This is a genomic window from Bradyrhizobium sp. JR3.5, from assembly GCF_054057015.1.
This window is the reverse complement of the sequence record NZ_JBSRYV010000002.1, coordinates 4,134,564-4,160,223: the sequence shown is the minus strand read 5'-3', so window position 1 is coordinate 4,160,223 and position 25,660 is coordinate 4,134,564. Positions and strand designations below refer to the sequence as shown.

Below are 25,660 nucleotides of genomic sequence, written 5' to 3'. Positions count from 1 at the left end.
TTTTCTCGCTGCCGAACTCGTCCCATATTCCCGGCATGGCGAAGACACCGAACACTCCGAAAAAGCCCGGCAAATCCCCCAAATCAAAGGCACACCGACCCGAGGTCCAACCGATCGGACCGGCGCTTGCCGAGCTGCTCAATCCCGCGATCAACCGCGGCGATGCCGGCATGGGTTCGGGCACCGGCCTGCAGCCGCCGCCGGACAATTCCTGGGACCGCCGCGCCGGCGGCGAGGCCGCTGCGCATCGCGCGCGGGCGTCGACGCGCGAGACCAGCGAGGACGTCGCCAGGCGCGACGCGTCCGGCCTCGAGGAAGCCCCGCAGGCCAATTACGGCACCTCGGCCACCATCCCGACGCTCGATCCGGAACTGGCGCGGCAGCTCGGCCTGCCGACCGCCGAGGACGACGACGAAGCGCTCGCCCGTCCGCCGCGCAGCAAGATGGAAGCGCTCGGCGTCAAGGCGACCGCCGACGCGCTGGAGAACCTGATCCGCGACGGCCGCCCGGAATTCCGCAGGGATGACGGCTCGATGCGGGTGTGGACCCCGCACCGGCCGCCGCGCCCGGAGAAATCCGAAGGCGGCGTGCGGTTCGAGATCAAGTCCGCCTACGAGCCAAAGGGCGACCAGCCCACCGCGATCGCGGAGCTGGTCGAGGGCATCAACCGCAACGACCGCACCCAGGTGCTGCTCGGCGTCACCGGCTCGGGCAAGACCTACACCATGGCCAAGGTGATCGAGGCGACCCAGCGCCCGGCGCTGATCCTGGCGCCGAACAAGACGCTGGCCGCGCAGCTCTATGGCGAGTTCAAGAGCTTCTTCCCCGACAACGCGGTCGAGTATTTCGTCAGCTATTACGACTACTACCAGCCGGAAGCCTACGTCCCGCGCACCGACACCTACATCGAGAAGGATTCCTCGATCAACGAGCAGATCGACCGCATGCGTCACTCGGCGACGCGCGCGCTGCTCGAGCGCGACGACGTCATCATCGTTGCCTCGGTGTCCTGCATCTACGGTATCGGCTCGGTCGAGACCTACACCGCGATGACCTTCGCGCTGAAGAAGGGCGAGCGCATCGACCAGCGGCAGCTGATCGCCGACCTGGTCGCGCTGCAATACAAGCGCACCCAGGCCGACTTCACCCGCGGCACCTTCCGCGTCCGCGGCGACGTCATCGACATCTTCCCGGCGCACTATGAGGACCGCGCCTGGCGCGTGAACCTGTTCGGCGACACCATCGAGACCATCGAGGAGTTCGATCCGCTCACCGGCCACAAGCAGGACGAGCTCGAATTCATCAAGATGTACGCCAATTCGCACTATGTGACGCCGCGCCCGACGCTGGTGCAGGCGATCAAGTCGATCAAGAGCGAGTTGAAGATGCGGCTCGACCAGCTCAACGACCAGGGCCGGCTGCTGGAGGCGCAGCGGCTGGAGCAGCGCACCACCTTCGATCTCGAGATGATGGAAGCGACCGGGAGCTGCGCCGGCATCGAGAATTATTCGCGCTACCTCACCGGGCGCCGCCCCGGCGAGCCGCCGCCGACGCTGTTCGAATATGTACCCGACAACGCGCTGGTTTTCGCCGACGAAAGCCACGTCACCGTGCCACAGATCGGCGGCATGTTCCGCGGCGACTTCCGCCGCAAGGCGACATTGGCCGAATACGGCTTCCGCCTGCCCTCCTGCATGGACAACCGCCCGCTCCGCTTCGAGGAATGGGACATGATGCGGCCGCAGACCGTCGCGGTGTCGGCGACGCCGAGCGGCTGGGAGATCAACGAGTCCGGCGGCGTGTTCGTCGAGCAGGTGATCCGACCGACCGGGCTGATCGATCCTCCTGTAAATATTCGCCCCGCCCGCACCCAGGTCGACGACCTCGTCGGCGAGGTCCGCGCCACCGCGCAGGCCGGCTATCGCTCGCTGATCACGGTGCTGACAAAGCGCATGGCGGAGGACCTCACGGAATATCTCCATGAGCAGGGCATTCGCGTCCGTTACATGCACTCTGATATCGACACCATCGAGCGCATCGAGATCATCCGGGATCTCAGGCTCGGCGCGTTCGACGCGCTGGTCGGCATCAACCTGCTGCGCGAGGGCCTCGACATTCCCGAATGCGCGCTGGTCGCGATCCTCGACGCCGACAAGGAAGGCTTTTTGCGCAGCGAGACCTCGCTGATCCAGACCATCGGCCGCGCCGCGCGCAACGTCGACGGCAAGGTGATTCTCTATGCCGATCAGATGACCGGCTCGATGGAGCGCGCCATCGCCGAGACCAACCGCCGCCGCGAGAAGCAGGTCGAGTATAATACTGAACACGGCATCACGCCGGAGAGCGTGAAGAAGTCGATCGGCGACATCCTCAACTCCGTCTACGAGCGCGACCATGTGCTGGTCGAGATCGGCGACGGCGGCATGGCCGACGACGTGATCTCGATCGGGCACAATTTCGAGGCCGTGCTGAGCGACCTCGAAACACGGATGCGCGAGGCCGCTGCCGATCTGAACTTCGAAGAAGCCGCGCGGCTGCGCGACGAGGTCAAACGGCTGCGCGCCACCGAGATGGCCGTGGTCGACGATCCGACCGCCAAGCAGCGCAACGTGCAGAAGCAGGCCGGCGCCTATGCCGGCACCAGAAAATACGGCGACGCCGCCAACCTGCCGGTCGCCGCGCTGAAGAACAAGACCGCGCAGACCTCGCTCAAGGCGAGCCGCGGCGGCAAGTCCGGCTCACGGGTGCACAAGCCCGACCTCGACGAGATGCACGGCCCGGAATCGCTGCCCTTCCGCCCCGGCGGCGCGCTGCCGGCCAAGCCGTTCGGCACGACGAGCCGCATCATCCAGCCGACCGACTCACGGCAGTCGGGGCCGGAGTTCGGCCCGTCGCCGCGGTCGAGCGGCGGCGCGCCGGGCAAGCGCGGCGGGTGGAAGAAAAGGTAGATCATGACGCGCGCCGAGCTTCTCGCCTTCCTGCGGATGCATCGGCTCGCTGTGGTCAGCACGGTCCACGACGGCGCGCCGCAGGCCGCCGTCGTCGGCATCGCGATCAGCGACGAGCTCGAGATCATCTTCGATACGCTGACCACCTCGCGCAAATACCAGAACCTCCGCACCGATCCTCGCGCCGCATTGGTGATCGGCTGGGACGCCGAGCAGACCGCGCAGCTCGAGGGCGTCGCCGACTTTCCGACCGGCGCGGAGTTGGCTGTGTGCAAGCAGGTCTATTTCGCGACCTGGCCCGACGGGCCGGAGCGCGAGACTTGGCCGAATATCGGCTATGTCCGCATGAGGCCGCGCTGGGTGAGGTTCAGTGATTTTGGCGCGGTGCCGGCGCGGATTGGGGAGATGCAGCTCAGTTAATCTGCCTGTCGCATCGCAGGCGAGCGCTATGGCTGGACAAAGAACACCACATAGAGCGCGAGGCCGATCGCCAGAAACGATGCCACGACGGCAAACCAGTTGTACTTGATGCCGCGCGCGAAAATTGCGTTCTTCGCGAATAACAGGACAAGACCAATAAAGATCGCTGCGAAGATCCTGCCCCAGAACAGCTTCAGAAGGTGTAGATCCGCGAATGACATCCTCGCCCCGGGCGATGGCTTTCGCTGAAGCCGCAGGCTCCTGCCGATACAGCTTGTTATCACGACAGGGATTGTCATGGAAACGGAGGCCGCCGCAACGGCACCAAATCACGCGACATCGAATGCCGGATGATAACTGACATCGCCCTTCGGCGGCGCCCCCTTCAGCACCAGCCGCTGAAAATACGCACTCGGCTCGCCGCCATAGGTCAGCGCGGGATCGGTGACGAAGCCGAAGCGGCTGTAGTAGAGGGGATCGCCGAGCAGGACGCAGCCGTCGGCATTCAGTGCAGCAAGCCGCGCCAGTCCCTCACGGATCAGCGCGCCGCCGATGCCCTGGCGTTGCATCTCCGGCGTGACCGAGATCGGGCCGAGGCCGCACCAGCGACCGGGCATGCGATCGATTTGCACCGGCGAGAAGGCGACGTGGCCGACGATGCGTCCGTCATCCGACGTTGCCACCAGCGAGATTGTCAGCGCGCCGGCCTGGCGCAGCGCCGCGACGATGCGGGCTTCGGTGCCGCTGCTGTGAGGTGCGTTCGCGAATGCGGCGGCCGTGACGCGGCTGATCGCCGCGGCGTCTTCGTCACGTTCATCTCTGATCTGCATTCCGGCAGGTTAAGGCTGATCGGCGGAGCGGCGCAAGGCGGCGCTTCACCGCACGCTGACCACCGCGACCGCCAGCAGCGACATCATGATCATCGTCGTCACAAGTTGCCGCGAGACGCTGGGCTGCGCGCGCCATTGCGCGATCTTCTCGGACAACGACAGGCTGGCGTCGAAGAACATCGGCGCGTAGGCGTGCGCGAACCGCTTTGGAAACTTTGCCGCAAGCAATGGCGAGATCGCGGCAGAGAAGAGTGAGGCCAGCACGACAAAGATCGCGGCGCCATAACGTTCGCCGACGATCTCATGAGCGCCGAGGATCTTCAGCACCAGCACGGCGGCGGCGAAGGTCGGCAGCCCCTGGAGGATGGCGGTGAGCGCAAAGCCTTCTAGCCAGTTCTGCGCGGATGATTTCGGTGCAGCGATGGCGTTCATGGCGGCGATCCCTTCTCAATCGGGTGATCCGATGCCGCCACGCTAGCCGCGCGCCCGCGCCTGCGGCGTGACGCAGGTCACGCCGACCCGCGTCGTCCCGGCTTTCGCCGGGACGACGCGGAATATGCCGCGCCGCCTCGCGCCCTACCCCGACCGCCTGTTGCTGGTGTTCTGAATCAGATTGCCGTGCGCGGCCTGCTCGCGGATGTTGTGCTTCTCGTCGTCACGATGACCCTTGGTGGTGTCGAGGGGAACGTCGGGGGCGCTGCCGGGGCCCTTGTGGCTCTTGTTGTCCTCGGGAACGGGCTGGATGTTCTTGTTCAGTGGCTTCGTCATCATCGTCTCCGGTACGCAACGAGACAACGCCGCCCGTGCGGGCGGCGTTCCCGGAAATGAGACTTCACAACTGGTCGGGCCTTACAGCTTTTCCTGCTGCGAGGGCTGCGCCTGCTGCTGTTGGCGCTGACGCTCCTGCTCCTTGGCGTGATGGCGGCCGTAGAGACATCCGGCGGCGGCGCCGAGCATGCCGTGATGGCCGGCATAATGACCGGCGACACCGCCGACGACCGCGCCCTTGATGCAGCCCTTGGCGTCGGCGGGCGAGGTGGCGGCAAGCGCACTGACGGCAATGGCGGACGCGAGAAGAAAGGATTTCATGATGCGGCTCCAATGGAATTCTCTGGGATCAACGGCCGAGCCGCCCCGCCGAGTTCCCGCCGCTTCAGGGCCAACGTGAAACGTCCGGGGAGTTCTCATGAATTCGCGGCCACCTGCCCCCGCGCGCTTCACGTCGTCGAGACGCGATCAGTTCAGTTTCATCAGTTCAGTTTCCTGCCATGTCGGGATTGCACCCCGGAGCAACCGCATGAATGTTGCGCCCCAATGCACGTTCCGGTTGCCGAGCCAAATCGCGTCTCGTGCGTCAAAACATATGTTTGAGAGTGAAACGCTTCGGTTCACAATGCGGGCCAGTCGAAGGCGAGTCGGACTGAACCGGCGGAGTCGAACATGGGCGAGGATTTGAACCGGCAGCGCGTCTTGAACTTCCTCGACGTCTATTATGCCGGCGGCATCGAGGGCGCGCTCGAGCGCTGCAGCGACGACGTCGCGTTTCTCGCCAACGCCCCGATCGACATTCTTCCGCATATGGGCCAGCACCGCGGCAAGGCCGCGCTGCGCCAGATGTGGACCACGATCCACGAGCGCTATTCCGACATGCGCTACGAGGCGCCGCTGGTGGTGGCCGAAGGCGACAAGGTCGCGGCGCAGCTCCGGGTGTTCTTCCGCAAGCGCAACAACGCCCGCGTCGTGCAGTTCGACGTCGCGGTGTTCTACACGCTGCGCGACGGCAAGATCACCGAGATCCGCGAGATCATCGACACATTCGACCTCGTCCAGCAGCTGCTGGAGCGTGATGTCGCAGCGGCGCTGACCTGGCAGAACGCGGACTAGCACCCCGAAAACCCGGACAACGCATGGCGGCGCCCCCGCCGCGCAAATTCGCAACCGCGACGTTGAACCTCGAAGGCCTGGCGCTGACCTATCACTGGGCTTGTTGCGGTCGGGGCTGAAATCACCATGAAAGTCGCATTGCTCGCTGTGCTTGGCCTTGCACTGGGCGCCCTTGGCGGCGCCGCGCTCGGCATCGGAGCCGGGCTCACCTGGATCGGACTGGCCAAAACTTCAGGTCTCGACAGCGGAACGCTGGTGTTTTTCACCTTCATGCCGCTCGGCGCCGCGATCGGCGGCATCGGCGGTGCGCTGCTGTTCGCGGTGGTGGCGATCCGCGACGCCGAGATCGTGATCGAGCGGCAGCCGGTGCGACAGCGCGACCGCTGAATTGCGGTGGCCGGAGCGTTTTCGAGCGAAGTGGACACCGGTTCGCGTAAAGAAAACGCGTCAAAACTAGAATCGAGAACCCGTTCCGATGCAATCGGAACGGGTTCTGCGGGTGGGCGGTCACATTCCGGTCAAAAGCGGCGCAATTGTGCATTGCAAAAAAGTCATTTGCGTTTTCGCCGTTCCGCCCTATTTGAGGCCGTAATAGTGACGTGCAGCAACCTGGCAGGGCGTCGGCGCAGACCGCCTGCCATTCGTTTGCTTTGAAAATCCAGTTTCAGGACGAGACCAAAATGACAGAGCACAGCCTCTGGCGTTTTTCGCGCGCATTGCATCGCGCGATCAACGAACGCCAGCTTGCAGACATCGAGCCGCTGCTCGATGACGAGGTCGAATGGGCCATCTACGGGCCGATCGACCTGTTTTCCTTCTTCGGCTCGCGCCGCGGCAAGGCCGCCGTGCTCGAGGTGATCAGGCAGATCGGCGAGAACCTGAGGGTTCACCGCTTCGATCGGGAGTCCATCATGCTGGGCGCGGATTCCGCGGCCTCGATGCTGCGCTATTCGCTGACGGCATTGGGCTCCAACAAGCCGATCTCGCTCAGGATCGCGCATTTCGCGCAGTTCAAGGCCGGAAAGCTCACGAGCTTCCGCGTGCTGGTCGACAGTTTCGACCTGGTCGAGCAGACCGTCGGTTACCCGATCCATCTGCCGCGCATCGCGGTCTGACAGCGCCACGATTTCACGCCTTCGTCATGTCCGGGGCCGCGCCTTCGCGTCAAGGCGCCCCGGCCGCCGCGGCCTGTTTTGCCAGCCCCGAACGGCCGCGCCCGGGCGGCGCGATACGCCAACGCGCTCAGCGTTTGTCCCGGACATGACGATCACGCGTTGATCAGTTGCCTTCGCAGCGCCGTTGCCACAATTTTGCGCCAAGAAAAACGCATGTTGCGGCGCTGGAATTTGCGGGCTGGGAATGACTTCTACATCACGATTTGGCTGGACGAGGCTGCCGGTGCTGGCGGCCGGCTTCAGCGTGGCGATAGCGTTTTCGGCCACGGGGCAGACCTCACCCTGGGCGATCGCTCCCGCCGCCCAGGACATCGCGAAAGACAGCGCGCAAGACAGCGTGAAAGGCACCCCCGCTGACGATGCAGAGGCTGCGGCCGACCAGGCGGCGCCGGCGGCCGATGCCAATGACGCCGACATCCTGAAGGACATCGACCAGAGCAAGCTCGACTGGAGCCAGCTCGACACCGATTCCACCAGCCTGCCCACGCTGGCGCCGAAGAGTGCGGCCAAACCCAGCAGCATCGCCGGCAACGTTCCGTCCTGGTCGACCAACAACAACACCAACGGCTCGTCGGCGGTGTCGGTCAAGCAGTCGGTCTCGCCGTTCCTCGACACCCGCATCGGCGCCGACATGACGGTCGCCAAACAGGGCACGATGACGACGTCGGAGCAATTGTCGGAGCGGCTCGCCAATGGCGGCAGCCTGCCGCAATCCGGCGGCTCGGCCTGGGCTTCGATCTCGACGGGTGGCGTGGCTTCGATCTGGGACAAGACCTCGGTCGAGGCGCGGGTCGATCCGGGCGCCGACCAGAGCAAGGTCGGCACCTCGCTCAGCAAATCCGTGCCGCTGTCGGAGCAGTATTCGCTGACCTTGCAGAGCGGCTACAATTTGATCCAGCAGGGCGTGGTGCCGGTGCCCGGCGTCGACGGCCACCCGTCGCGCAGCTACGATACCGATCAGTCGGCACGCCTGTCCGTTACCGACACCGGTACCAGCATCACCGCAGGCCAGACGCTGTCGACCGCCGAGGACAGATGGCTGCGCCGGGTCGGCGCCGAGCAGAAGCTGTTCGACGGCGGTCACCGTCTCCGGATCGGTCGGCGAGACCCCCCAGGGCACGATCAACAAGAGCATCGGCGCCGGCTACAAGCGCTCATGGTGAACGATCTGTTAGCCCTGTCGCGCTAATGATCAGGCATTGCCCCAACTTGGCCCAGATGCGGTCAAATTCGGCGGCACTGATAGGTCCGTAACTTCATCAATTCGTCGTGCGGGGGACAAGCCGCGCTTCGCTATTGCGAACCAGGGGAAAGCCGATGAACGCCACCAACCGTACCGAGGAAGCCGCTGAAACGACTTCCGAGGTCGATTCCAACCTTGCTGCGGTCTCGGAAGTCGAAGCCGGCATCCGCGACTTCGTGCGCAATGACATCGCCTATCTGCGCCGGCCGGTGGCGAGCCCGGAGACTGCGCCGACCGACACCAATACCGATGCCACCGTCAGCAACGTCAACTCGCTGATCCAGCGCGTCGCCGGCACCTCGCTCGCCGAGATCGAGAAGCTGATCGGCGAGCTCGAGAGCCTGCGCGACCTGCTGCATGCCGAGGGCCAGCGCGTCCAACGCGAGATCTCCGGCTATGCCCAGCTCAGCCAGGCCGCGATGAAGTCGACGCGTATGATCGCCGACAACGTCTCGCAGTGGAAGCGCGCCGCCGACGGCCTGCGCAACAGCTGATCCCGATCAGTTTTCCAGACTGATGGCCGCCGCCTCCCGACCAGGGGGCGGCGGCTTGGTTTTGCGTGGGCCGATTCAGCGCAGAACGATTCGTTATTCAGCGCGGTGTAAACTCCGCGGCGTCAATTCCTGCAGAAGCCGATTTGAACTTGAGATGCCGAGCCCGCGTCCAACCCGGAATTCGCGTCCGGACCGCGCCTTGGTGGGACGTCCATTTGGAGAGAATTCATGCAGAGCGTCCGGCCGGATAACGCCGCTGATCCGATTCCGCTGCGCCGGCCGCAGCAGGGCATCGGCACGATCATGATCCGGTTCCTCGGCATCCTGGCAGCCGCGACCGTCGTGATGGTGCTGATCTGGAATCGTTAAGTATCGGGATCGGGAGAAGTGTGACGCAGCCTGCTGACGGGTCACATTGAAAAGAGCGGATGCGCGCTACAGCGCTCGCTCGAGCGCCGAGGGTTACAGACGGTCGATCAGCGATCGATGCTCGCGGTGGTCTCGAAGGAATAATTGCCGTCGGCAAAGCCCTTCACGACCATTCCCGTGGCCAGCATCACGACAACCGTCACCGTCGCAAAGATAATGCCGACGAGTTTCAGCGCGCTGCGATCTGCCATAGTCGTCCCCAAGTGTTGGCCCAGGTGTTCGGCCCAAGTGCTCGTGCCCCCGGCCATAAGGCAGGGACAAAGGTTCAAAATGCGTTAGCAAAAAATGAGTTCCACGCAACGCACAACTACGTCGGCAGCAGAAGTAGCTGCCGACCATGGCGTCCGTGCAACATCAGAGGCGCTGGAGCAACATCAGGAACCCGGATTCCGGCGCGGCACGAAGGCGGTCGCGAGGAACGAGAACACCACCTCATTGCGCTGATTGACGCCGGTGTTGCGCGCCTGAAGGATGCCCCATTCCGGCCGCTTCTCGGACGTGCGCTTGGTCTCGATCTGGTTGGTGAAGCTGATGGTGTCGCCGGCCAGCACCGGGCGGATCCAGCGCAGCTCACGGAAGCCCGGCGAGGGTCCCCAGACCGCGACCGTCTCGCCGCGGGCGGCGGCTTCCGCGGCGAGCCGCTTGCCGTCGGCGACGAGCAGCTTCATGCAGACGCTCGCAACGTGCCAGCCCGATGCGGCGAGCCCGCCGAACAGCGACTTGCGCCCCGCCTCCTCGTCGAGATGGAAGCGCTGCGGATCGAACTGCGCGGCAAACCGCTTGATGTCCTCGGCGGTAAAGGTGAATGAGCCGAACTCGCGCCGTGCGCCGATCTCGATGTCTTCAAAAAAGCGCATGATGTCTCCTATGCGCTCGCAGCGTCACGGCGGCTGATCATGATCGGCGCCTCCATCTCGCACAGCATCTCGCCGCGTGCGTTGCGGATCGTGCTCTTGAAGGTGACGATGCCGGTCCCGGGGCGGCTCTTCGAGACGCGCGCTTCAATGACATCGACATCCAGCGTCAAATCGTCGCCCGGACGCAGCGGCGCCACCCAGCGCATCTCGTTGACCCCGGGCGCGCCCAGCGATGCGGTGCGGCCGATGAAGCCGTCGAACAGCATCCGCATCATCAGCGAGCCGAGATGCCAGCCCGAGCCCGACAGGCCGCGGAGCATGGATTTCTTCGCCGCCTCCTCGTCGAGATGCATCGGCTGCGGGTCGAATTCGGCGGCAAAGGCAAGGATTTCCTCGCGCGAAACATGGCGCGGGCCGAACGTGCCGAAACGGCCGGGCTTGAAGTCTTCGAAGGTCAGCGTGGTCATTGGGTGAGGATATGCTGGAGGGAAGCCCGATTGTGGCCGTTATTTGCAGCAATCACAACCAGCCCACTCGCATAGCTCGCCCCTGGACTGCCGGCGCCCGGTCCCGGGCCTGGCTTGGGCGAGACTGAATGGGCTTCTGCGGCAGCGATCCCTTTGGGTGCGGAGGCGCTTTGGCGCCGCCCCGAACCATTGGGCCCAGCGAAACGCCTCGTCCTGACGGACGCCTGCTGCGCAGGCTGCCGGGACGAAGTGATCGCGCCGGGGGTGACGCAGTAGGATGAACGAGACGCGAATCATATTTCGGCTGGCCGGGAGAACCATGATGTTCGATTTCCAGGATCTGTTTCAGTGGGACCGCTTCATCACGCCCACGATCATCAAGACGTTCTACTGGCTGGTGATCGCGGTCATCGTGCTGTTCGGGATCTCCGGCATCCTGTGGAGCCTCACCGCGATGGCGATCAGCCCGTTCGTCGGCTTCATCCAGTTGCTCGCGTCGATCGCCAGCATCTTCGTCGGCATCGTGTTGTCGCGCATCGCCGCCGAGTTCATCCTGATCGTGTTCCGGATCAACGAGCATCTCGGCGCGATCCGCGATCGCGACGGCGGCATGCACTGAGGCGTTCGGCCTCCCGCCGGATGCGGCCTGCCGCCCGGGCTGTGGTTAATCCGAAGTAGCACCCGCGCGCAAATGCCAGCGAAATTCCGAGCGGGATCTTAAAACCGCTCGCGTATCAGTCTCCGCATTGCGCTTGAGACCAACGCGGGGGCGTCGTGAATTCGAGGAATGGTTTTATTGCCGTGAGGCCGGGTCAGCCGGGCTTTACGACCGAGGATATTCTATGGGCTGTCGGCATCTGGTCGGTGATCCTGACCCTGGCGCCGGTGATCGTTTTTTATCTGCTGATGGTGGCGTAACGCCATCCATCGCGTGATCGTCAAAGTCAGCGAGGCAATCTGCGATAGCCTCGTCGCATCAGCACGTAAAAAACGCGCGAGTGCCGCGCGTTTCTTTCCAGTTCGAACCAAAGCGGCGTTGTTACGCCGCCTGCTTGTGCATCGCGCCGGACGCCGACGCCGTGCCGCGAATTGCCTTGATCGAGCGTTCGATCGCGGCCCACAGCCGATTGATCTCGGCTGCGGCGCGGCCTTCCGCATAATATTCGCGCGCGCCTTCACCCTGGCCGAGCGCCATCAGAAGGTCGGCGCGGTTGGTGATCTGGCCGCTCCACACCGGTGCGCGGAATTTCGCCAGCGCCTCACGCGCGATCGCGACGATGCGGCTTTCGGCACCATCACGCTGCGCAGGCGCGCCGTTGATCACGACGGCGTAGGGCTTGCGCATCGAGCGGCAGGTCTGAATCGTTTCCTGCACCGCGTTGACGTCGAACACGCCGGGCCGCGCCGGAATGATCACCATCGTGGCGTTCTTGATGGAGTCGTCGACCACAGCCGACAAATTCGGCGGCGTGTCGATGAACACCCACTCGATGCCGTCGCGCTTGGCTTGAGCAATGATCCCGCTGACCGAGTTCACCGCCGTCTTGATCGCCGGCTCGTTGGTGCCGCGCAATTTATGCCAGAGCGTCAGCGAGCCCTGCGGATCGGCGTCGATCAGCAGACAGGGCTTCGTTGCCTTGTGCACTTGCGCGGCGAGGTGAGCAGCCAGGGTACTTTTCCCCGAGCCCCCCTTACGCGAAGCGAAAACAATCACGTTCATACGTTGGCCTCCAGATTGACCCCAGGAGGCGAAAATGAATCAGCATGCTGATTCGCGAAAGAAGAAACTTCTTGCAATCCGCAAAGTGGCCAAGATTACCGGTGCATTCTGCTTTTTGAGTCACACTCAACTTATGACACAACCGAAAATGGAAGCGCTAAGCGTTTGATAAGACTCACGCCTAGCGCTTTTCGGCAGTCTTGGCGCGCTGGCGCGCGATCCACTTGCGCTCGATCCAACCGAGCAATTGCGCCGTCGGTTTCTGCAGGAACGGCACATCCTGCGCGAACAAAAGGAGTCCGAGCGGCAGCATCCAGAGTCCGAGCACCGGCAGGAAGCTGAAGATGCCGCCGATGATCAGGAGGATCGCGAGCGGAATCCGCACATAGCGCGACGACGGCTTGCGCAGCCACGCGACGAAGCGCGCCGGCCTTTCCGAAAGCTTGGCTTCGAACCAGGCGAAGTGCCGATCGATCTCTTGCTTGTTGTATTCGCTCACGCGCCTCACTCCATCCGTTCCGTCGCGAAACGGATTCTGCAGACAGCACCAGCCCCAGAGATGATGCTGCGTGACAGCGTCACAAGGCGTCAGTCTGTCGCGCATGACTGTCTTGAAATAGCCGACGAGCGATCAGCACGCGCGAAGCGCACACCGGTTCGCGTCAAGACAACGCACCGGGCTCGCGGCTCTCGCATGCGCGCGATGGGAACAGATCAATGGGTGGATTTCTTCGCCTTGTGCGACTTGGAGACCTTCCGCTTCGCAGGCCGCCGCTCGCTCGCCTCGCGCGGCTCGGGATCTGCGCGGAAGAACACGCGGCAGGCCGGCGACAGCTGCGCCCTGTTCCTGATCATGCAGGCCGTGATGCGATCGACATCGGGAATCTCGGGGCCACAGAGCCGGAACGCGTCCGGCGTGCAGGCCTGCTGCTGGTCGGGCGTGTACGCCTCACCCCGGCCCGGCAGCAGCAGCGCGGTAAAGGTGAGCGCTGATATCAACGCAAACGAAAAACTCCTTGAACCGGCGGTCCCCATGCATCCCCCCCAAAAGGCGTCACTAAGGCGTCGTTAAGGCGTCGTTTCGGGGAGTGTGGGTGAAGGCACGAGGAAGTGCAAGCGGGCGAGATGACACGCCAATGGCGATCGAGCCGACGGCGATCGATCTTGCGATGGTCCGATCCAGCGATGTGGCGTTGGGTAATCGTGTGGATGGTACAGTTGGGTGGGCTCGAACCACCGACCTCCTGTTCCACAGACAGGCGCTCTAACCAACTGAGCTACAACTGCATCCTGACGCACGGCCCCGCAAAAAGGGGGCGGCGATTTCGGCGGAAACTAGGTGCAACGCCCGCCTTTGGCAAGGCCGTAACGCGCTGATTTCCGCTCTTATCTCGGGCCAATCCACGGCCCCCGTCCAGCAAAAAGGCCCGGACCGCATCGGCCCGGGCCTTCCGCTATCTCATGCAGGCTGCGATCAGGCGGCCGGCTGCTGGTAGAACTTCGAGGCGCTGGCCTTGATCGGCTCGGCGGTCTCGCTGGCGACCTTCTGGCCGAGCTCGGCCAGTTCCTTGACCTGCGCGGTATAGGTCTCGAACTGCTTGCGGGCGTGCGAGGTCCACAGCTCGACCGCTTCGGTCGGCGACTTCACGCTGAACAGCTCCTGGGCGAAATCGAGCGAGGAGGTGGTGTTGGCCTTGAAGAACTCGATCAGCTTGGCCGAATACGCGGTGGCGCCCTTGTTCACCGAGGTGAACACGGCCTCGACCGTCGAGTTGTGAGTCTCGGCAGCGTCCTTGAACTTGGCGTAGCTGTCGCGGGCCTGCAGCACGCCCTTTTCGGCGAACGCGCGCATCTGCTCGGGAACCTCGAACGGGATGATCGAGGCGGAAAACGGATCGGACGGGTTGGTCATACGTGTAATCCTTCGCAACGGGTGAGTAGATGTGACCATTGCGGACGTCCCGGAGACACAAAGGCCGGAACGTTGAAATGGATCACGCTGCCTTGATTCACGGGATTGCCCTTCGTCGGGCGCGCCTAATAAACACCCATATCATGTCAATTTTGTGCAACGCAACGTATGATCGCGTGCAACGCCACATTTTTTATGCGGTGGAATATGGGGTTACCGCGCCCGACCAGGGTTGGGCCTGCCACAGTCCGTTAGCTCTTAGTTCTTGGGCTTGACCGCATCCATCGCGGCGCGGCTGACCGCCTGGCCCATTTCGCTGGCCTGCTCGGCGAGCGAGCGCATCTGGCCCTGCACATATTCGCTGTGCAGCCGCATCACCTCGGTGAGGTCCTTGGCCTTGAGCAGCGACTGGGCGTAGTCCAGCGACGACTGCACGTTCTTCTCCGCGTAGCCGAGCGCCTTGGCGGAAAGATCCTTGGCGCCGGCGCGCATCGTGGCGTTACGCTCCTCGATCTTGCCGGCGGTGTCCCGCGCGTTGGTCACGAACTGCTCGAACGCCTTGCGCGCCTGATCGAAGCTCGCCTCCGCCATCGACCGCATGTCCTTCGGAATCTCGAACTTGGGGATCTCGAAATGGTCACGCCCGTTGTCGCTCATGGTCGCTCTCCCTCGCTTGATGGTCGGCCCGCCGGTTGGCCTTGCGGGCCCAAGGCAGAATACAAGGTAGAATGGACGGCAGAACATATCGCGGCACTGCAATCGCAGGTATGACGCGGCGCCCTGGCTCCGCAACACGCTGTCGCAGCCGCCTCTCTCTGCCCGACAACGCCAAACGGCAGTGGATCGTTCAGCCAAGTTAACGTTATCCGGCTTAAGCCGGGGCACCCTGGCCGCGGACATGGACCTGCCGCCCCCCAATTGCGATACTAACCTTCTGTTAAGGCTGTCGTCCTGCGGCCGTCGGCCCCCCGGGCAAAGCTAAGGAAGAAGCCAAACCATGCGGTCAAATCTTGCGTGATGAGTGACGCGGAATTCCAGATCCAGGCGCTCGGCGATGTGAGGCTGGCGGACCATGCGTCCGGCGCCCTGCCGGCATGGCTGTGGTCGGCCGACGGCGCACGGATTCTGTGGGCCAATGCGGTCGGCGCGCAGGCATTCGGTGCCGCCAATGGCGCCGAGCTGGCGAAGCGCGCCTTCGGTCCGGCCGATCCGCATCGCCGCCAGGTCGCGCGGCTCGGCCCCAGCCTCGACGCAGGCGGCGCGGTGCGGCTGGAGCGGCTGCGCGGCTTTGGCGCGGCGCCCGGCATGCTCGCGACCTGCGGCTGCAAGCGGATCGACCTGCCCGACGGCAGCCACGGCATCCTGATGAGCGCGCTCGATGCCTCTGGTCGCAACATGCCGCTCGCCGAGCGCTTGCTGCGGCTGGTGCAGGGGCTGGCGTGTCCGGCGGCCGCCTTCAACGGCGACGGACTTTTGGTCGCAACCAACGAGGCGGCGCGTTCGCTGCCCGGCCTGCACGATCTCACCGAAGCCGGCCTCGATGCCGCGCGCGACGAAGCGCTGGCGCAGGGCCGCGCGGCGGCGAGCGTTGCGATCGGCCGCGTCGTGCTGCAGCGGATCGGCCGCGGCGCCGATCGCGCGCTGATCGCGCTGATCAAGCCGGCGGCGCATCTCGCCGCCAAACCGGCGGCACCGATCGTGCCCGAGCCGGTCGCGCCGGTAGCGGCAGCAGCGCCACAAGAGGCCGCAGCCATGGAGCCGCCGCCAGCGCCTGCCGCCGTCGAACCGCCAACAGCGCATGAAGAAGCCCCCGCGCCCACAAGCGAAGCGCCGGCCAGCTTCACGCTGTTCGATGCGCTCGACCCGCAGTTGGAAGAGCGCGTCGCGATCGAGCCGATCGTCAGCGTGACTGAATCCGAACCCGCGGGCATTGCTCCATCTCCCGCGTCGGAAGAGATGCACGTCGAGACCGCGCCCGTCGCGACCGTGGCATTCGACACCACGCCGGACGAAACTCCCGCCGTCGAGGAGCCATTATCGGAAGCGCTGATCGAGGTGCCCGCTTGGCCGCAGGTCGAAGTGCCTGCGCAGCCTGTTCCACCGCTCGCGTCGGCAGAGCTGACGCATGCAGAGCAAGCACCGGTCGAGACCACGCCTCTCGACACCACGCCAAACGGAACTGCCGCCGTCGAGGAGCCGTTATCGGAAGCGCTGATCGAGGTGCCCGCTGCGGCACCGATCGAAGCGCCCAAGCCGGAGCCCACGCTCGATCTCGAAGAGACCGCACACGCACCGACTCCGGAAATATCGGCGCCACCGGCCGAGCCCGTGCCCTCGCCCTATGTGATCGCGGATGCGCCACTTCCTCCGCCTGCCGCCGAACCGGCGCCTGCGACGCTGGCGCCGATGACGTCGCCATCCTGGCTCGACGAGCCGCCGCCGGTGCGGCGGCATCCGCTGCGCTTCATGTGGCAGATGGACCATGAGGCCCGCTTCTCGCTCGGCTCCGACGAATTCACCCGCCTGATCGGCCTGCACACTGCGGCAGGCTTCGGCCGTCTCTGGAGCGACATCGCCGAGAGCTTTGGCCTCGATCCCGAGGGCCGCGTCCTCAAGGCGGTCGCCAGCCGCGACACCTGGAGCGGCATCACGCTGCACTGGCCGGTCGACGGCGGCGGCCGGCTGCCGGTCGAACTGTCCGGCCTGCCGGTGTTCGATCGTTCCAGGAATTTCGCCGGCTACCGCGGCTTTGGTGTGTGTCGCGACCTCGACGGGCTTGCGCGACTCGCCGCATTGCGCCGCTATGAGTTCTTCAGCGGCTCGATCGCGCCGCGATCGCTGTCGGCCGATGTAGCGCCGGCGCCGCGCACCGCCGCGCCGCCTGGGCCAACCGCGCCGCATGATGTTTCTCCGCCGCCCGACCCGACCGCAACACCGCCCGAGGAATTGACGGAGCCGACAGCAGCAGAGACTTCACACCAAGCCGATCCGGATCACGCCGTGGAAACGCCCCAAGAAACGACCGGAGAAGCGAACGGAGGAACGCACGACGTGCGTCACGACCCGCCGCAGAACGTGGTGCAGTTCCGCCCCGCCGGCGACAACCGGCCGCCGTCGCTGACGCCGGTCGAGAACAACGCCTTCAACGAGCTCGCCCGCCAATTGTCGGCGCGGCTCGAGAGCGAGGCCGGCCTCACCGCGACGACGAACGAGCGCGCCACCACGGAGGCGGTTGCCGAAGAGCCGCCCGCCAGCGAACCGCCGCAGCAGGCGGATACGCCGCGGCCGCAGGAGACGGTCGCGCAACTGGAGGCGCCGGCCGACCTGCCGAAGGCCGGTTGGCTCGCCGCGACGGAACCTGCACCGCGCGGAGAGTCCCGCCGCGACCGCGCGCTGCTCGATCTCCTGCCGGTCGGCATCCTGATCTACCGGCTTGACCGCCTGCTCTATGCCAACCCACGCCTTCCTCGCCCGCATGGGCTATGACAGCCTGCACGCGCTGGAAGCCGGCGGCGGGCTCGACGCGCTCTATGTCGAGCCCGGCGTCTCGCGGGCAAGCAGCAGCTCCGGCACCGGCACGCCGGTGACGATCTCCGCGAACCAGAATGACGACAACCCGGCTGGGTCGGTGTCCGCAGAGGCACGGCTGCACACCATCACCTGGGACGACGATTCCGCGCTGGCGCTGATCTTCTCGCGCACACTGGACGAAGACGCCGCGATCGCGGCCGCTCTGTCCGATCCGGAGCCCGATCCCGAGCCCGTGGCTGCCGCCGAGCCGATGCTTGCGCCACTACCGCCGCAGGCCGGCCACGCCGACGCCGAGGAGCTCGGCGCGATCCTCGACACGGCGGCCGAAGGCATCATCATGTTCGATGCCGAGGGCAACATCCATTCCTGCAACCGCAGCGCGGAGGCGCTGTTCGGCTATGACGGCGACGAGTTCGTCACGCATAATCTCGCCGACCTGTTCGCGCCGGAAAGCCAGCACGGCATCTTCGACTATCTCACGAGCGTGAAATCGGCCGGCGTCGCCAGCCTGCTCGACCACGGCCGCGAGACGCTCGGCCGCGTGCGCCAGGGCGGCATCATCCCGCTGTCGGTGACGATGGGTCGCACCCGCGCCGACGGGCCGAATTTCTTCGCCGTGTTCCGCGATCTCTCGCAGACCAAAAAGAGTGAGGGCGAATTGCGCGAGGCGCGGCGGCTCGCCGAACGCGCCGCGAACGCCAAATCCGACATGCTGGCGCGGATCAGCCACGAGCTGCGCACGCCGCTCAACGCCATCATCGGCTTTGCCGAGGTGATGATCGGCGAGCGCTTCGGCGCGCTCGGCAACGAGCGCTATGTCGAATACATGAAGGACATCCGCGCCTCCGGCGAGCGGGTGATCGCGATCGTCAATGACCTGCTCGATCTGTCGCGGATCGAGACCGGCAAGCTCGACCTCGCCTTCACCAGCCAGAATCTCAACGAGATGGTGGAGAGCTGCGTCGCGGTGATGCAGCCGCAGGCCAATCGCGAGCGCATCATCATCCGCACCTCGCTCGCGCACACGCTGCCGCCGGTGGTCGCCGACGCCCGCGCGCTGCGCCAGATCACGCTGAACCTGATCGGCAACTCGATCCATCTCGCCAATGCCGGCGGCCAGGTGATCGTCTCGACCGCGCTGTCGGATTTCGGCGAGGTGATGCTGCGCGTGCGCGACACCGGCCAGAGCCTCAACGACAACGAGGTCGCCGCCGCGCTGGAGCCGTTCCGCGCACCGACGCCGTCCGATCAGGCCGGCTCCGGCGGCGTCAGCCTGTCGCTGACCAAGGCGCTGGTCGAAGCCAACCGCGCCAAATTCCAGATCCGCACCGGCGGCCGCACCGGCACGCTGATCGAAGTGACATTCGCCCACGCCGCAGCAAGGGTGTAAGCGGGCGCGGTGCGGGAATCTGTCGCGGCGGATCGGCGCGACGCGGCATAAATCTTGCTGCAATTCAGCTTGTTTGAATTCATTGCCGTGCGGTCCCGCCCGTTTTCCGGGCATTCGGGTTTACACCAATGCGCTGTCTCGTCGTCGCCGACCTGCATTATTCATTGCCGCAGTTTGACTGGCTGCTGGCGGCCGCGCCGCAATTCGATCTGGTGATCTTCGCCGGCGATGCGCTCAACCTCGGCTCGGCGGTCGATTTCCGCGCCCAGATCGTCGTCGTCACGAAATACCTCGCGCGGCTCGCCGGCCTCACGCGCGTGATCTTCTGCTCGGGCAATCATGACCTCGACGAGCGCAACGCGGAGGGCGAGAAGGTTGCGCGATGGGTCGCCGCCGTCAGGGAATTCGGCGTGGCCTGCGACGGCGACAATCTGACCATCGGCGACACGCTGTTCACGGTGTGCCCGTGGTGGGACGGCCCGATGGTCAAGGCGCGGATCGACGAGCAGCTGCGCGAGGCAGCCGCCATCCCGCACCGCCGCTGGGTCTGGGTGCATCACGCCCCGCCGGCGGATTCCCCGATCAGCTGGGGTGGCAAGCGCTTCTTCGGCGACGTCGAGCTGCTGGGCTGGATCGAACGCCACCACCCGGCGATGGTGATCTCGGGCCATGTGCATCAATCGCCGTTCATCCCGAACGGCTCGTGGTTCGACCGGATCGGGACGACCTGGGTGTTCAATACCGGCCTGCAGCCCGGCCGGCCGCCGGTCTACATCGTGCTCGATCTCACCCAGGAGAAGGTTTTCTGGCTCGCCGCCGGCGACGCGCAGATCGTCGATCTCAACGCCCCCATGCATCGGCCGGCAACGCCGCTCGGCGAGGCGCCCGACTGGCTCACATCCTTGGATCGGATTGCCGATCCGAGCCTGGCGCGACCTGCATCGGCGGCAGGTTGATCATGCTCTGCAGCACTTCGCTGACCATCGCCAGATGGGTGCCGTGATCGGCATATTGATGCATCAGATCGGCAAGATAGGTCGTGGCGACATGCAGCCGTTGTGCCAGGAGCTGCGCGATCAGCAGCGCCAGCGCAGGCTGCTCCCGCAGGAACGACGCCGCATCGTCGAACTCGTACAGGACGCAGTCGGACGCCGTGCGCACCTTTGCGCTGTGCGGCCTGTCGAGCAGAACACTCATCTCACCGAACACCGCGCCGGGCTCGTCGATCACCGCGACCAGACTGTCGCCCTTCACGACCTCGACCTTGCCCTCGAGCAGCACGAACAGATGACCTGTCTGGCCGCCCTCCTCGATGAAATCCGTGCCGGCCGGCAGGTTGCGCCTGCTCCCGCCGGTGCAGTGATCAAGGATCGCTCGCATGCTGTTTCGCCTCCGTCTCCTGTCAGACTAGGCGGAGATGTCGTCAAGGTGAACGGGATTAGCCGGGCGGTTTGCCCAAATTGTCGGCAGGCCGTGCGTTAGGGACGCAGCGGCCGAAAAGCTCACTCTCCCGCTTGCGGGGGCTGGGGTGGGGCTCTCTCCGCGAATCATATCGTGGAGAGAGCCCCCACCCGCCGCTACGCGCCGACCTCCCCCGCAAGCGGGAGAGGTGCAGTCGTCCGTGGCCAGGTTGTCCTGACTACTGCCTGATCTCCAGCGTCTGGCGCTTGCCGGCGGCGATCGAGAACGGCTTTTCCGCCTTCTGGCCGTCGGCATAGGTGGCGACCGCGACGTAGTCGCCGGCGCTGAGCGCGACGTTGGTGGTCGCCTCATAGCTCACCGAGACGCGCTTGCGCTCGTCATTGATGTCGCGCTCGGCGCCGTAGATGTCGATCTCCTGGGCGCCGTCGGCCTTGATCCCGACCACGCCGGCGTTGAGGTTGACATTGATCCGGGTCGGCGCGCCGGACTTCACCTCCGCGCGCGCCGTGCCCTTGGCCTCGCCGACCGTCACCATCACCTCGTAGCTACCGCCGGGCAGATCGAACTTCGATTCGGCGTCGTATTCCTGCGCGACCTTTTCGCCCTCGTCACCGTCGGCCTTGGCCGGCTGGTGCACGGCAACCACGAGGTCCTTCTCGACCTTGGGGCCGCCCTCGGCATAGGTGGTGGTGACGATCAGCTTGCCGACATCGAGGGTAAGCTGGACGTTGCTGGAGTCACCCGCGGCGACCACGAACGGCTTGCTGGTCTTCGACTGCCCCTTGGTCAGGGTCAGCGTATAAGTGCCCGCGGCGAGCACGAAGCGCGGCACCGCGTCGTATTCCTGCGCGATCAGTCTGCCGCCCTTGTCGGAGACCTGCCAGACCACGTCGTCGACCTTGCCCGCGCCGCCCGCCACCGAGCCCTCGCTGGTGACGTAGCCGGCATTGAGGATGACGTCGAGCATCGCGGGCTTGCCGTTCTCGACCTTGAGCGGAAACTCGCGCTTGAGCTGCCGGTAGCTCACCTCCACGATGTAATCGCCGGGCGCGATGTTGTCGGCGAACGGCGCACCGTAGAAGGTGTTGACGTGCTCGCCCTTCTCGCCTCCGGCGCGCTTGTAGATGCCCCAGTTGACGTCCTCGTCGCTGATCGGATCGAGCCCTTCGGCGAGCCGTGCCACGCCGCGAAGGTTCTTGCCGAGATACGGATCGGCGGCCGCCGGCTTTGCCGGCGCCTCGCTTGCGACCTTGGTGCCTTGCGTCGCCGCCACCGCCTTGGTCAGTGCGCCGGTCAGGCTCGCGGCGTTGCCGGCATCGAGATAGACGCCGCCGGTCGCGCGCGCGATGCATTGCAGCTGGCTCTTCGCCGCGGGGTCAGCGACGTCGAGGCCGATGACATGGGCGGTGAAGCCGATGCCGGCCTTCTTCAGCTCGGCCGCAGCCGCGCACGGATCCGGCGCGCAGGTCTCGATCCCGTCAGAGACCAGGATCACATTGGCCTTGTTCTCGGTCGAGTGCAGGGCCTCGGCGGCGGCACGGAGCGAATCCGAGATCGGCGTCTTGCCCTTCGGGTTGATGCCGTCGATCGCGGCCTTGATCCGCGCCGGATCGAACTTGCTGACCGGCACCATCAGCTCGATGTCCTTGCAGTCACCCTTCGAGCGGTGGCCATAGACCATCACGCCGAGACGATCAGCGGGATTCCATTTCGACAGGATCGCATCGACCGCCTGTCGTGCAGCGGAGATCTTGCTCTGCCCATCGACCAGACCCCACATCGAGCCGGATGCATCGAGCACGAGAATGGTGTCGGTCCCCTGCGCTTGCGCCTGCGCCTGGGCGCCATGAAGTGACAGCAACGCCAGGCCAAGCGACAGCAGGCCGGCAACGAACGAGCGGCGAAAAACCTTAATCACGGATCGATCCTCGATGATGGAGACAATCGGAGGGCAAAGACGGCTGCGGCGGCGGGCATGTCGTGAGATCACCCGCACCTTGCCACAGCCGCGCCCTCCTTCGATCCGGATTTTGTTTTTTGTTGGCCGGATTGCTGATGCGATACACTTACGGCGTGCGCGCAACGAAACGCCAAAATGTCTTTGATTGGCGTCACTTGCGTCCGAACATTTGGACTATTGCGACAGGCATTTGGACTGATGCGACATGCGGATGACGACTAAATTGCTTCCAGAGTTGCGCGCATCGCGCTCGTCGGCGTGAGCGTCATCACAGTTGACGCTGCCTTGCACGCTGCCGTGCACTAGATCGCACTACTTCCACATGTCCGGCGCGACGCGTCCGGCGAAGGCGCAATCGATGACCCGATCCTGTCGATCACGTTCGACGATCAGTCGCAGCAAGTCCGGGCGCGAGTAGTGGCCGCCGATATCGCATAGCGCCTTGGCGGCGAGAACAACCTCCCGCGATCCGTCAGCGATCAGGATGGTCTCACCTTGCGCGGGCCCCGCGATGATCTCACCGCGTGGATCGATGATCACGCTGTCGCCGCTGTACTCGATCGTCGCCAGCTCGCGATAGCGTTCGGGCGTCGCCTCATGCGACCGCATGCCGCCCACGGCGATGACGTAGCAACCCGCCTGGGACGCGAACGCGCGTGACAGCAAAAGCTGTCGCCGCCACAGCGGCGTGGGTGAAGGCGGCGCCACGGCGGGCTCTCGTCCCGGCCACGCGGCGACATGGATCTGCGTTCCCTGCGCGGCCAGCGCATAGCCGGGCAACATGGTATTGTGCTCCCAGCAATTGAGCCCGCTGATCCTGCCATAGGGCCGCTCATGAACGCGCAGGCCGACCGCGTCGCCATCGGCCCACACCGAACGCTCGTTGAAGGTCGGCTTGAGCTTGCGGTGACGGCCGAGAATCCGCCCCTCGCGGCCAATGAACAGAAGCGTACAGTAGACCGTGCCCTTCGTTGTCGCGTCGCGTTCGGCAACGCCGATCACGACATCGATCCCGGCGCCCTCTGCGGCATCGCAGAGCCGGTCGGTCGCCGGCGATGGAATCTCGACGGCGCTATCGAGGTATTCGGCCATGGCGCGAAAGGTGCTCGGCCCGGTCGGTGCATGACAGAAGAACGGATAGCCCGGCAGCCAGGTCTCGCCGAACGCGGCGATCGTGGCTCCCATGGCGCCGGCCTCGCGGATCAGGCGACAGGCCTTCTCAACCGACGCCTCGCGATCGAATGGCACCGCGGCGGCCTGGATCGCCGCGAGCCTGAAATGCGTATCGATTGCCATCGGCGGGTGCCGCATCACGCGACGCCCTTGCGGGCAGCATCGAGCGCGCCCGCAAGCAGTTCGAGCGCCTTGGCGCGCCGTCGCCGTGCAAGACGTTCCTCGCCGACCTTGCGTTCATGCTCGCCGGCGATGAAGGCCTGGATGTCCGGCAGCAGACGAATGACGCCGCGGCTGCCCCACTGGCCATCCGGTATCTCGGTCGGAAACACCCAGACTTGCGGCGCCACATCCTCGTACGAACCGCCGTCGGCGCGCACCACGGCTGCGGTCACGTCCTTCACCAAAGCCGCGCGCGAGGCTTCGGTGTACTGCCCCTCGGGCACCGTCGGCACGATGCGATAGCGTGGCGACGGCGATGGCTCGCCCGCCACGTAGACTGCGGCCGGCCGATGCAGGAACACGACGGTGACGCTTTGCGCGACCTTGTTGGCCGGGTCGAATCCCTCGTGACCGATCAGGATATCGCCGAGCTCCTTGATGAGCCGCGCTTCCGCTGCCGGCTTCAGGGCTCCTTCGGGAATTGTGACGTCGATCATCGGCATTGAGAGACCTCCTGTTGTTGGCAGCATGAGGTCTATGCGCGAGGTGCTTACGGCAGCAGTGGCAGTATCGCCATTCTCAGGGCAAATTCGGACACGGCGTCGTCAGCCGGCAGGCGCCATGCGCGCGGTGACACGCGCAAACCGGCGCTGGTATTCGCGCGGCGAAAGCCCGGTTTCGCGCTTGAACAGGTGGCGAAAGGTCGACAGATCGTTGTAGCCGACACGCGCACTGACCGCGTCGAGCTTCAGCCGCCTGGATTCGATCAGGCGCTTGGCCACATCGACGCGCAGCGCCTGCAGATATTGCAGCGGGGCCTCGCCGACCGCGAGCTTGAAGCGGCGGTTCAGGGTGCGCTCGCTGACCGAAAGGTCGCGGGCCAGCCTGACGAGGCTGAAGCCCCGCTGCAGCGACTTCTCCATCAGGCTTTGCGCCTGCGCCACCAGCGCGTCGGAATGCTGGGTGTCGTGCGTGCGGCTGGTATAGGACGCCTGCGAGACGCGATTGCCGTCGATCAGCATCAGCTTGCCGGTCTCGGCGGCCAGATCGGCGCCGGCGAACTTCTCGACCAGCCGCAGTGCAAGATTGAGCGAGGTCGTCACCGCGCCCGAGCAGACGATACGGTTCTGCTCGGTGAGAATCTCGGCGACGCGCAGATCCACCGCCGGGTAACGCATCGCGAAGGTCCGCCCCTTCGCCCAATGGGTGGTCGCGACCCGGCCGTCGAGCAGGCCGGCTTCGGCGAGGATGAAGCTGCCGGTGCAATAGGATGCGAGCAGGGTGCCGCGCTCATGTTGCCGCCGCAGCGCGGCGAGCAACGGCTCGACCGTCTCGAGCCGGGCGAAGAAGCGCTCGATATCGCCGACGAACGGCCCGGGGATCACCACCGCGTCCGCCGCAGACCGCGCGCTGATCGGTCCATCGACGCCGATGATTTGGCCGGACGCGGTCTGCACCGGCCGGCCATTGAGTGACTCGACGCGCCACCGCAACTGGGACGGCTTGCCGTTACGGCGCTGCGGCCGCTTCGCCGCGACCGAATTGGCGGCAGTGAACACGTCGACAATACCCGCGACGCCCGAAGCGAGGATTCCGTCATAGACCCAAATCCGGATGAGTGGCATGGCTGTGGCCGATCTTGC

General features: G+C 65.2%; 28 protein-coding genes, 1 tRNA gene and 2 pseudogenes. 12 read left to right on the top strand and 19 right to left on the bottom strand.

Translation table 11 applies throughout. The features are described from left to right. Positions 1-35 precede the first annotated feature (35 nt). Together uvrB and ACVWW1_RS36740 are read left to right on the top strand one after the other, a co-directional pair. Positions 36-2,948, top strand: a complete 2,913-nt coding sequence (gene uvrB, locus ACVWW1_RS36745; protein WP_456659243.1) for an excinuclease ABC subunit UvrB — start codon at positions 36-38, stop codon at positions 2,946-2,948. Between the two features lie 3 nt (positions 2,949-2,951). After that, positions 2,952-3,368 (top strand): pyridoxamine 5'-phosphate oxidase family protein, encoded by a 417-nt coding sequence (locus ACVWW1_RS36740; RefSeq protein ID WP_456659242.1) that lies wholly within the window; start codon positions 2,952-2,954, stop codon positions 3,366-3,368. A gap of 26 nt (positions 3,369-3,394) precedes the next feature. Here the strand turns inward: ACVWW1_RS36740 and ACVWW1_RS36735 are convergent, their stop codons facing one another. From ACVWW1_RS36735 to ACVWW1_RS36715, 5 genes are all read right to left on the bottom strand, one after another. Then, positions 3,395-3,589, bottom strand: a complete 195-nt coding sequence (locus tag ACVWW1_RS36735) for a hypothetical protein (RefSeq protein ID WP_456659241.1) — start codon at positions 3,587-3,589, stop codon at positions 3,395-3,397. A gap of 108 nt (positions 3,590-3,697) precedes the next feature. After that, entirely contained in the window at positions 3,698-4,198 is a 501-nt protein-coding gene (locus ACVWW1_RS36730; RefSeq protein ID WP_456659240.1) for a GNAT family N-acetyltransferase, read from the bottom strand. Between the two features lie 45 nt (positions 4,199-4,243). Further along, positions 4,244-4,630 carry a hypothetical protein gene (locus ACVWW1_RS36725; protein ID WP_456659239.1) on the bottom strand — a complete coding sequence of 129 codons (387 nt, stop codon included), beginning with the start codon at positions 4,628-4,630 and terminating at the stop codon, positions 4,244-4,246. Positions 4,631-4,774: 144 nt separating this feature from the next. Next, a complete protein-coding gene (locus tag ACVWW1_RS36720) occupies positions 4,775-4,966 on the bottom strand; it encodes a hypothetical protein (RefSeq protein WP_456659238.1) in 192 nt (63 codons plus the stop codon). Positions 4,967-5,047: 81 nt separating this feature from the next. Further along, positions 5,048-5,287 (bottom strand): hypothetical protein, encoded by a 240-nt coding sequence (locus tag ACVWW1_RS36715; protein WP_456659237.1) that lies wholly within the window; start codon positions 5,285-5,287, stop codon positions 5,048-5,050. 351 nt (positions 5,288-5,638) lie between these two features. Here ACVWW1_RS36715 and ACVWW1_RS36710 point away from each other — a divergent pair, with 351 nt between their 5' ends. From ACVWW1_RS36710 to ACVWW1_RS36685, 6 genes and pseudogenes are all read left to right on the top strand, one after another. Next, a complete protein-coding gene (locus tag ACVWW1_RS36710) occupies positions 5,639-6,082 on the top strand; it encodes a nuclear transport factor 2 family protein (RefSeq protein ID WP_456659236.1) in 444 nt (147 codons plus the stop codon). Between the two features lie 126 nt (positions 6,083-6,208). Beyond that, complete coding sequence (locus ACVWW1_RS36705; RefSeq protein WP_456659235.1) at positions 6,209-6,469, top strand: hypothetical protein; 261 nt, start codon at positions 6,209-6,211, stop codon at positions 6,467-6,469. Positions 6,470-6,762: 293 nt separating this feature from the next. After that, the gene (locus ACVWW1_RS36700) at positions 6,763-7,197 is read left to right on the top strand and encodes a nuclear transport factor 2 family protein (protein ID WP_456659234.1); all 435 of its coding nucleotides are present in this window, start codon (positions 6,763-6,765) and stop codon (positions 7,195-7,197) included. A gap of 244 nt (positions 7,198-7,441) precedes the next feature. Next, positions 7,442-8,420: pseudogene (locus ACVWW1_RS36695) on the top strand (hypothetical protein). A 154-nt stretch (positions 8,421-8,574) separates the two neighbouring features. Further along, a complete protein-coding gene (locus ACVWW1_RS36690; protein WP_092117486.1) occupies positions 8,575-8,994 on the top strand; it encodes a hypothetical protein in 420 nt (139 codons plus the stop codon). Positions 8,995-9,222: 228 nt separating this feature from the next. Beyond that, positions 9,223-9,363, top strand: a complete 141-nt coding sequence (locus tag ACVWW1_RS36685; RefSeq protein WP_171947762.1) for a hypothetical protein — start codon at positions 9,223-9,225, stop codon at positions 9,361-9,363. A 107-nt stretch (positions 9,364-9,470) separates the two neighbouring features. On the opposite strand, the gene ACVWW1_RS36680 is transcribed toward ACVWW1_RS36685, so the two are convergent. From ACVWW1_RS36680 to ACVWW1_RS36670, 3 genes are all read right to left on the bottom strand, one after another. Next, positions 9,471-9,614 carry a hypothetical protein gene (locus ACVWW1_RS36680; protein ID WP_016841369.1) on the bottom strand — a complete coding sequence of 48 codons (144 nt, stop codon included), beginning with the start codon at positions 9,612-9,614 and terminating at the stop codon, positions 9,471-9,473. Positions 9,615-9,797: 183 nt separating this feature from the next. Then, positions 9,798-10,280 (bottom strand): MaoC family dehydratase, encoded by a 483-nt coding sequence (locus tag ACVWW1_RS36675; RefSeq protein ID WP_176533509.1) that lies wholly within the window; start codon positions 10,278-10,280, stop codon positions 9,798-9,800. An 8-nt stretch (positions 10,281-10,288) separates the two neighbouring features. Beyond that, complete coding sequence (locus ACVWW1_RS36670) at positions 10,289-10,747, bottom strand: MaoC family dehydratase (protein ID WP_456659233.1); 459 nt, start codon at positions 10,745-10,747, stop codon at positions 10,289-10,291. A gap of 322 nt (positions 10,748-11,069) precedes the next feature. On the opposite strand from ACVWW1_RS36670, the gene ACVWW1_RS36665 reads away from it, so the two are divergent. After that, positions 11,070-11,366 (top strand): DUF4282 domain-containing protein, encoded by a 297-nt coding sequence (locus ACVWW1_RS36665; protein ID WP_092126096.1) that lies wholly within the window; start codon positions 11,070-11,072, stop codon positions 11,364-11,366. Positions 11,367-11,521: 155 nt separating this feature from the next. Continuing rightward, on the top strand, positions 11,522-11,665 hold the full coding sequence (locus ACVWW1_RS36660) for a hypothetical protein (RefSeq protein ID WP_173640864.1): 144 nt from the start codon (positions 11,522-11,524) through the stop codon (positions 11,663-11,665). Between the two features lie 121 nt (positions 11,666-11,786). Here ACVWW1_RS36660 and ACVWW1_RS36655 read toward each other — a convergent pair whose 3' ends face one another. The 6 genes from ACVWW1_RS36655 to ACVWW1_RS36630 form a co-directional block, all read right to left on the bottom strand. After that, positions 11,787-12,467 (bottom strand): ParA family protein, encoded by a 681-nt coding sequence (locus ACVWW1_RS36655; RefSeq protein WP_021081815.1) that lies wholly within the window; start codon positions 12,465-12,467, stop codon positions 11,787-11,789. A gap of 181 nt (positions 12,468-12,648) precedes the next feature. Then, positions 12,649-12,975, bottom strand: a complete 327-nt coding sequence (locus ACVWW1_RS36650) for a hypothetical protein (RefSeq protein ID WP_456659232.1) — start codon at positions 12,973-12,975, stop codon at positions 12,649-12,651. A gap of 206 nt (positions 12,976-13,181) precedes the next feature. Continuing rightward, positions 13,182-13,466: a hypothetical protein gene (locus ACVWW1_RS36645; RefSeq protein ID WP_224924250.1), complete on the bottom strand. Its 285-nt coding sequence runs from the start codon at positions 13,464-13,466 to the stop codon at positions 13,182-13,184. A 211-nt stretch (positions 13,467-13,677) separates the two neighbouring features. Next, positions 13,678-13,754: transfer RNA gene (locus ACVWW1_RS36640), tRNA-His, on the bottom strand. Positions 13,755-13,941: 187 nt separating this feature from the next. Further along, complete coding sequence (locus ACVWW1_RS36635; RefSeq protein WP_176533651.1) at positions 13,942-14,379, bottom strand: phasin; 438 nt, start codon at positions 14,377-14,379, stop codon at positions 13,942-13,944. Positions 14,380-14,637: 258 nt separating this feature from the next. Next, positions 14,638-15,036, bottom strand: coding sequence for a phasin family protein (locus tag ACVWW1_RS36630; protein WP_456659231.1), 399 nt, complete (start codon positions 15,034-15,036; stop codon positions 14,638-14,640). Between the two features lie 360 nt (positions 15,037-15,396). Between ACVWW1_RS36630 and ACVWW1_RS36625 the strand changes: the two are divergent. Beyond that, a pseudogene (locus ACVWW1_RS36625) lies at positions 15,397-19,300 on the top strand (histidine kinase dimerization/phospho-acceptor domain-containing protein). Positions 19,301-19,428: 128 nt separating this feature from the next. Further along, positions 19,429-20,256 (top strand): metallophosphoesterase family protein, encoded by an 828-nt coding sequence (locus tag ACVWW1_RS36620; protein ID WP_456659230.1) that lies wholly within the window; start codon positions 19,429-19,431, stop codon positions 20,254-20,256. Here ACVWW1_RS36620 and ACVWW1_RS36615 read toward each other — a convergent pair. The 5 genes from ACVWW1_RS36615 to ACVWW1_RS36595 form a co-directional block, all read right to left on the bottom strand. Continuing rightward, on the bottom strand, positions 20,195-20,680 hold the full coding sequence (locus tag ACVWW1_RS36615) for a cyclic nucleotide-binding domain-containing protein (protein ID WP_456659229.1): 486 nt from the start codon (positions 20,678-20,680) through the stop codon (positions 20,195-20,197). The two genes, ACVWW1_RS36620 and ACVWW1_RS36615, sit on opposite strands and share 62 nt — an antisense overlap. Before the next feature lie 259 nt (positions 20,681-20,939). After that, positions 20,940-22,640 carry a vWA domain-containing protein gene (locus ACVWW1_RS36610; protein WP_456659228.1) on the bottom strand — a complete coding sequence of 567 codons (1,701 nt, stop codon included), beginning with the start codon at positions 22,638-22,640 and terminating at the stop codon, positions 20,940-20,942. Between the two features lie 354 nt (positions 22,641-22,994). After that, positions 22,995-23,978 (bottom strand): carbon-nitrogen hydrolase family protein, encoded by a 984-nt coding sequence (locus ACVWW1_RS36605; protein WP_456659227.1) that lies wholly within the window; start codon positions 23,976-23,978, stop codon positions 22,995-22,997. Between the two features lie 14 nt (positions 23,979-23,992). Then, positions 23,993-24,520, bottom strand: a complete 528-nt coding sequence (locus tag ACVWW1_RS36600) for a tautomerase family protein (protein ID WP_456659226.1) — start codon at positions 24,518-24,520, stop codon at positions 23,993-23,995. Between the two features lie 102 nt (positions 24,521-24,622). Next, on the bottom strand, positions 24,623-25,642 hold the full coding sequence (locus ACVWW1_RS36595) for a GlxA family transcriptional regulator (protein ID WP_456659225.1): 1,020 nt from the start codon (positions 25,640-25,642) through the stop codon (positions 24,623-24,625). Positions 25,643-25,660 lie beyond the last annotated feature (18 nt).

Bases quoted from the DNA above. Each gene is read 5' to 3' on its own strand.
- ACVWW1_RS36620 (WP_456659230.1), top strand. From the start codon at position 19,429: ATGCGCTGTCTCGTCGTCGCCGACCTGCATTATTCATTGCCGCAGTTT.
- ACVWW1_RS36635 (WP_176533651.1), bottom strand. From the start codon at position 14,379: ATGACCAACCCGTCCGATCCGTTTTCCGCCTCGATCATCCCGTTCGAG.
- ACVWW1_RS36595 (WP_456659225.1), bottom strand. From the start codon at position 25,642: ATGCCACTCATCCGGATTTGGGTCTATGACGGAATCCTCGCTTCGGGC.
- ACVWW1_RS36665 (WP_092126096.1), top strand. From the start codon at position 11,070: ATGTTCGATTTCCAGGATCTGTTTCAGTGGGACCGCTTCATCACGCCC.
- ACVWW1_RS36670 (WP_456659233.1), bottom strand. From the start codon at position 10,747: ATGACCACGCTGACCTTCGAAGACTTCAAGCCCGGCCGTTTCGGCACG.
- ACVWW1_RS36685 (WP_171947762.1), top strand. From the start codon at position 9,223: ATGCAGAGCGTCCGGCCGGATAACGCCGCTGATCCGATTCCGCTGCGC.
- ACVWW1_RS36705 (WP_456659235.1), top strand. From the start codon at position 6,209: ATGAAAGTCGCATTGCTCGCTGTGCTTGGCCTTGCACTGGGCGCCCTT.
- uvrB (WP_456659243.1), top strand. From the start codon at position 36: ATGGCGAAGACACCGAACACTCCGAAAAAGCCCGGCAAATCCCCCAAA.
- ACVWW1_RS36725 (WP_456659239.1), bottom strand. From the start codon at position 4,630: ATGAACGCCATCGCTGCACCGAAATCATCCGCGCAGAACTGGCTAGAA.
- ACVWW1_RS36710 (WP_456659236.1), top strand. From the start codon at position 5,639: ATGGGCGAGGATTTGAACCGGCAGCGCGTCTTGAACTTCCTCGACGTC.
- ACVWW1_RS36630 (WP_456659231.1), bottom strand. From the start codon at position 15,036: ATGAGCGACAACGGGCGTGACCATTTCGAGATCCCCAAGTTCGAGATT.
- ACVWW1_RS36605 (WP_456659227.1), bottom strand. From the start codon at position 23,978: ATGGCAATCGATACGCATTTCAGGCTCGCGGCGATCCAGGCCGCCGCG.
- ACVWW1_RS36730 (WP_456659240.1), bottom strand. From the start codon at position 4,198: ATGCAGATCAGAGATGAACGTGACGAAGACGCCGCGGCGATCAGCCGC.
- ACVWW1_RS36655 (WP_021081815.1), bottom strand. From the start codon at position 12,467: ATGAACGTGATTGTTTTCGCTTCGCGTAAGGGGGGCTCGGGGAAAAGT.
- ACVWW1_RS36715 (WP_456659237.1), bottom strand. From the start codon at position 5,287: ATGAAATCCTTTCTTCTCGCGTCCGCCATTGCCGTCAGTGCGCTTGCC.
- ACVWW1_RS36600 (WP_456659226.1), bottom strand. From the start codon at position 24,520: ATGCCGATGATCGACGTCACAATTCCCGAAGGAGCCCTGAAGCCGGCA.
- ACVWW1_RS36720 (WP_456659238.1), bottom strand. From the start codon at position 4,966: ATGACGAAGCCACTGAACAAGAACATCCAGCCCGTTCCCGAGGACAAC.
- ACVWW1_RS36740 (WP_456659242.1), top strand. From the start codon at position 2,952: ATGACGCGCGCCGAGCTTCTCGCCTTCCTGCGGATGCATCGGCTCGCT.
- ACVWW1_RS36690 (WP_092117486.1), top strand. From the start codon at position 8,575: ATGAACGCCACCAACCGTACCGAGGAAGCCGCTGAAACGACTTCCGAG.
- ACVWW1_RS36680 (WP_016841369.1), bottom strand. From the start codon at position 9,614: ATGGCAGATCGCAGCGCGCTGAAACTCGTCGGCATTATCTTTGCGACG.
- ACVWW1_RS36675 (WP_176533509.1), bottom strand. From the start codon at position 10,280: ATGCGCTTTTTTGAAGACATCGAGATCGGCGCACGGCGCGAGTTCGGC.
- ACVWW1_RS36615 (WP_456659229.1), bottom strand. From the start codon at position 20,680: ATGCGAGCGATCCTTGATCACTGCACCGGCGGGAGCAGGCGCAACCTG.
- ACVWW1_RS36735 (WP_456659241.1), bottom strand. From the start codon at position 3,589: ATGTCATTCGCGGATCTACACCTTCTGAAGCTGTTCTGGGGCAGGATC.
- ACVWW1_RS36700 (WP_456659234.1), top strand. From the start codon at position 6,763: ATGACAGAGCACAGCCTCTGGCGTTTTTCGCGCGCATTGCATCGCGCG.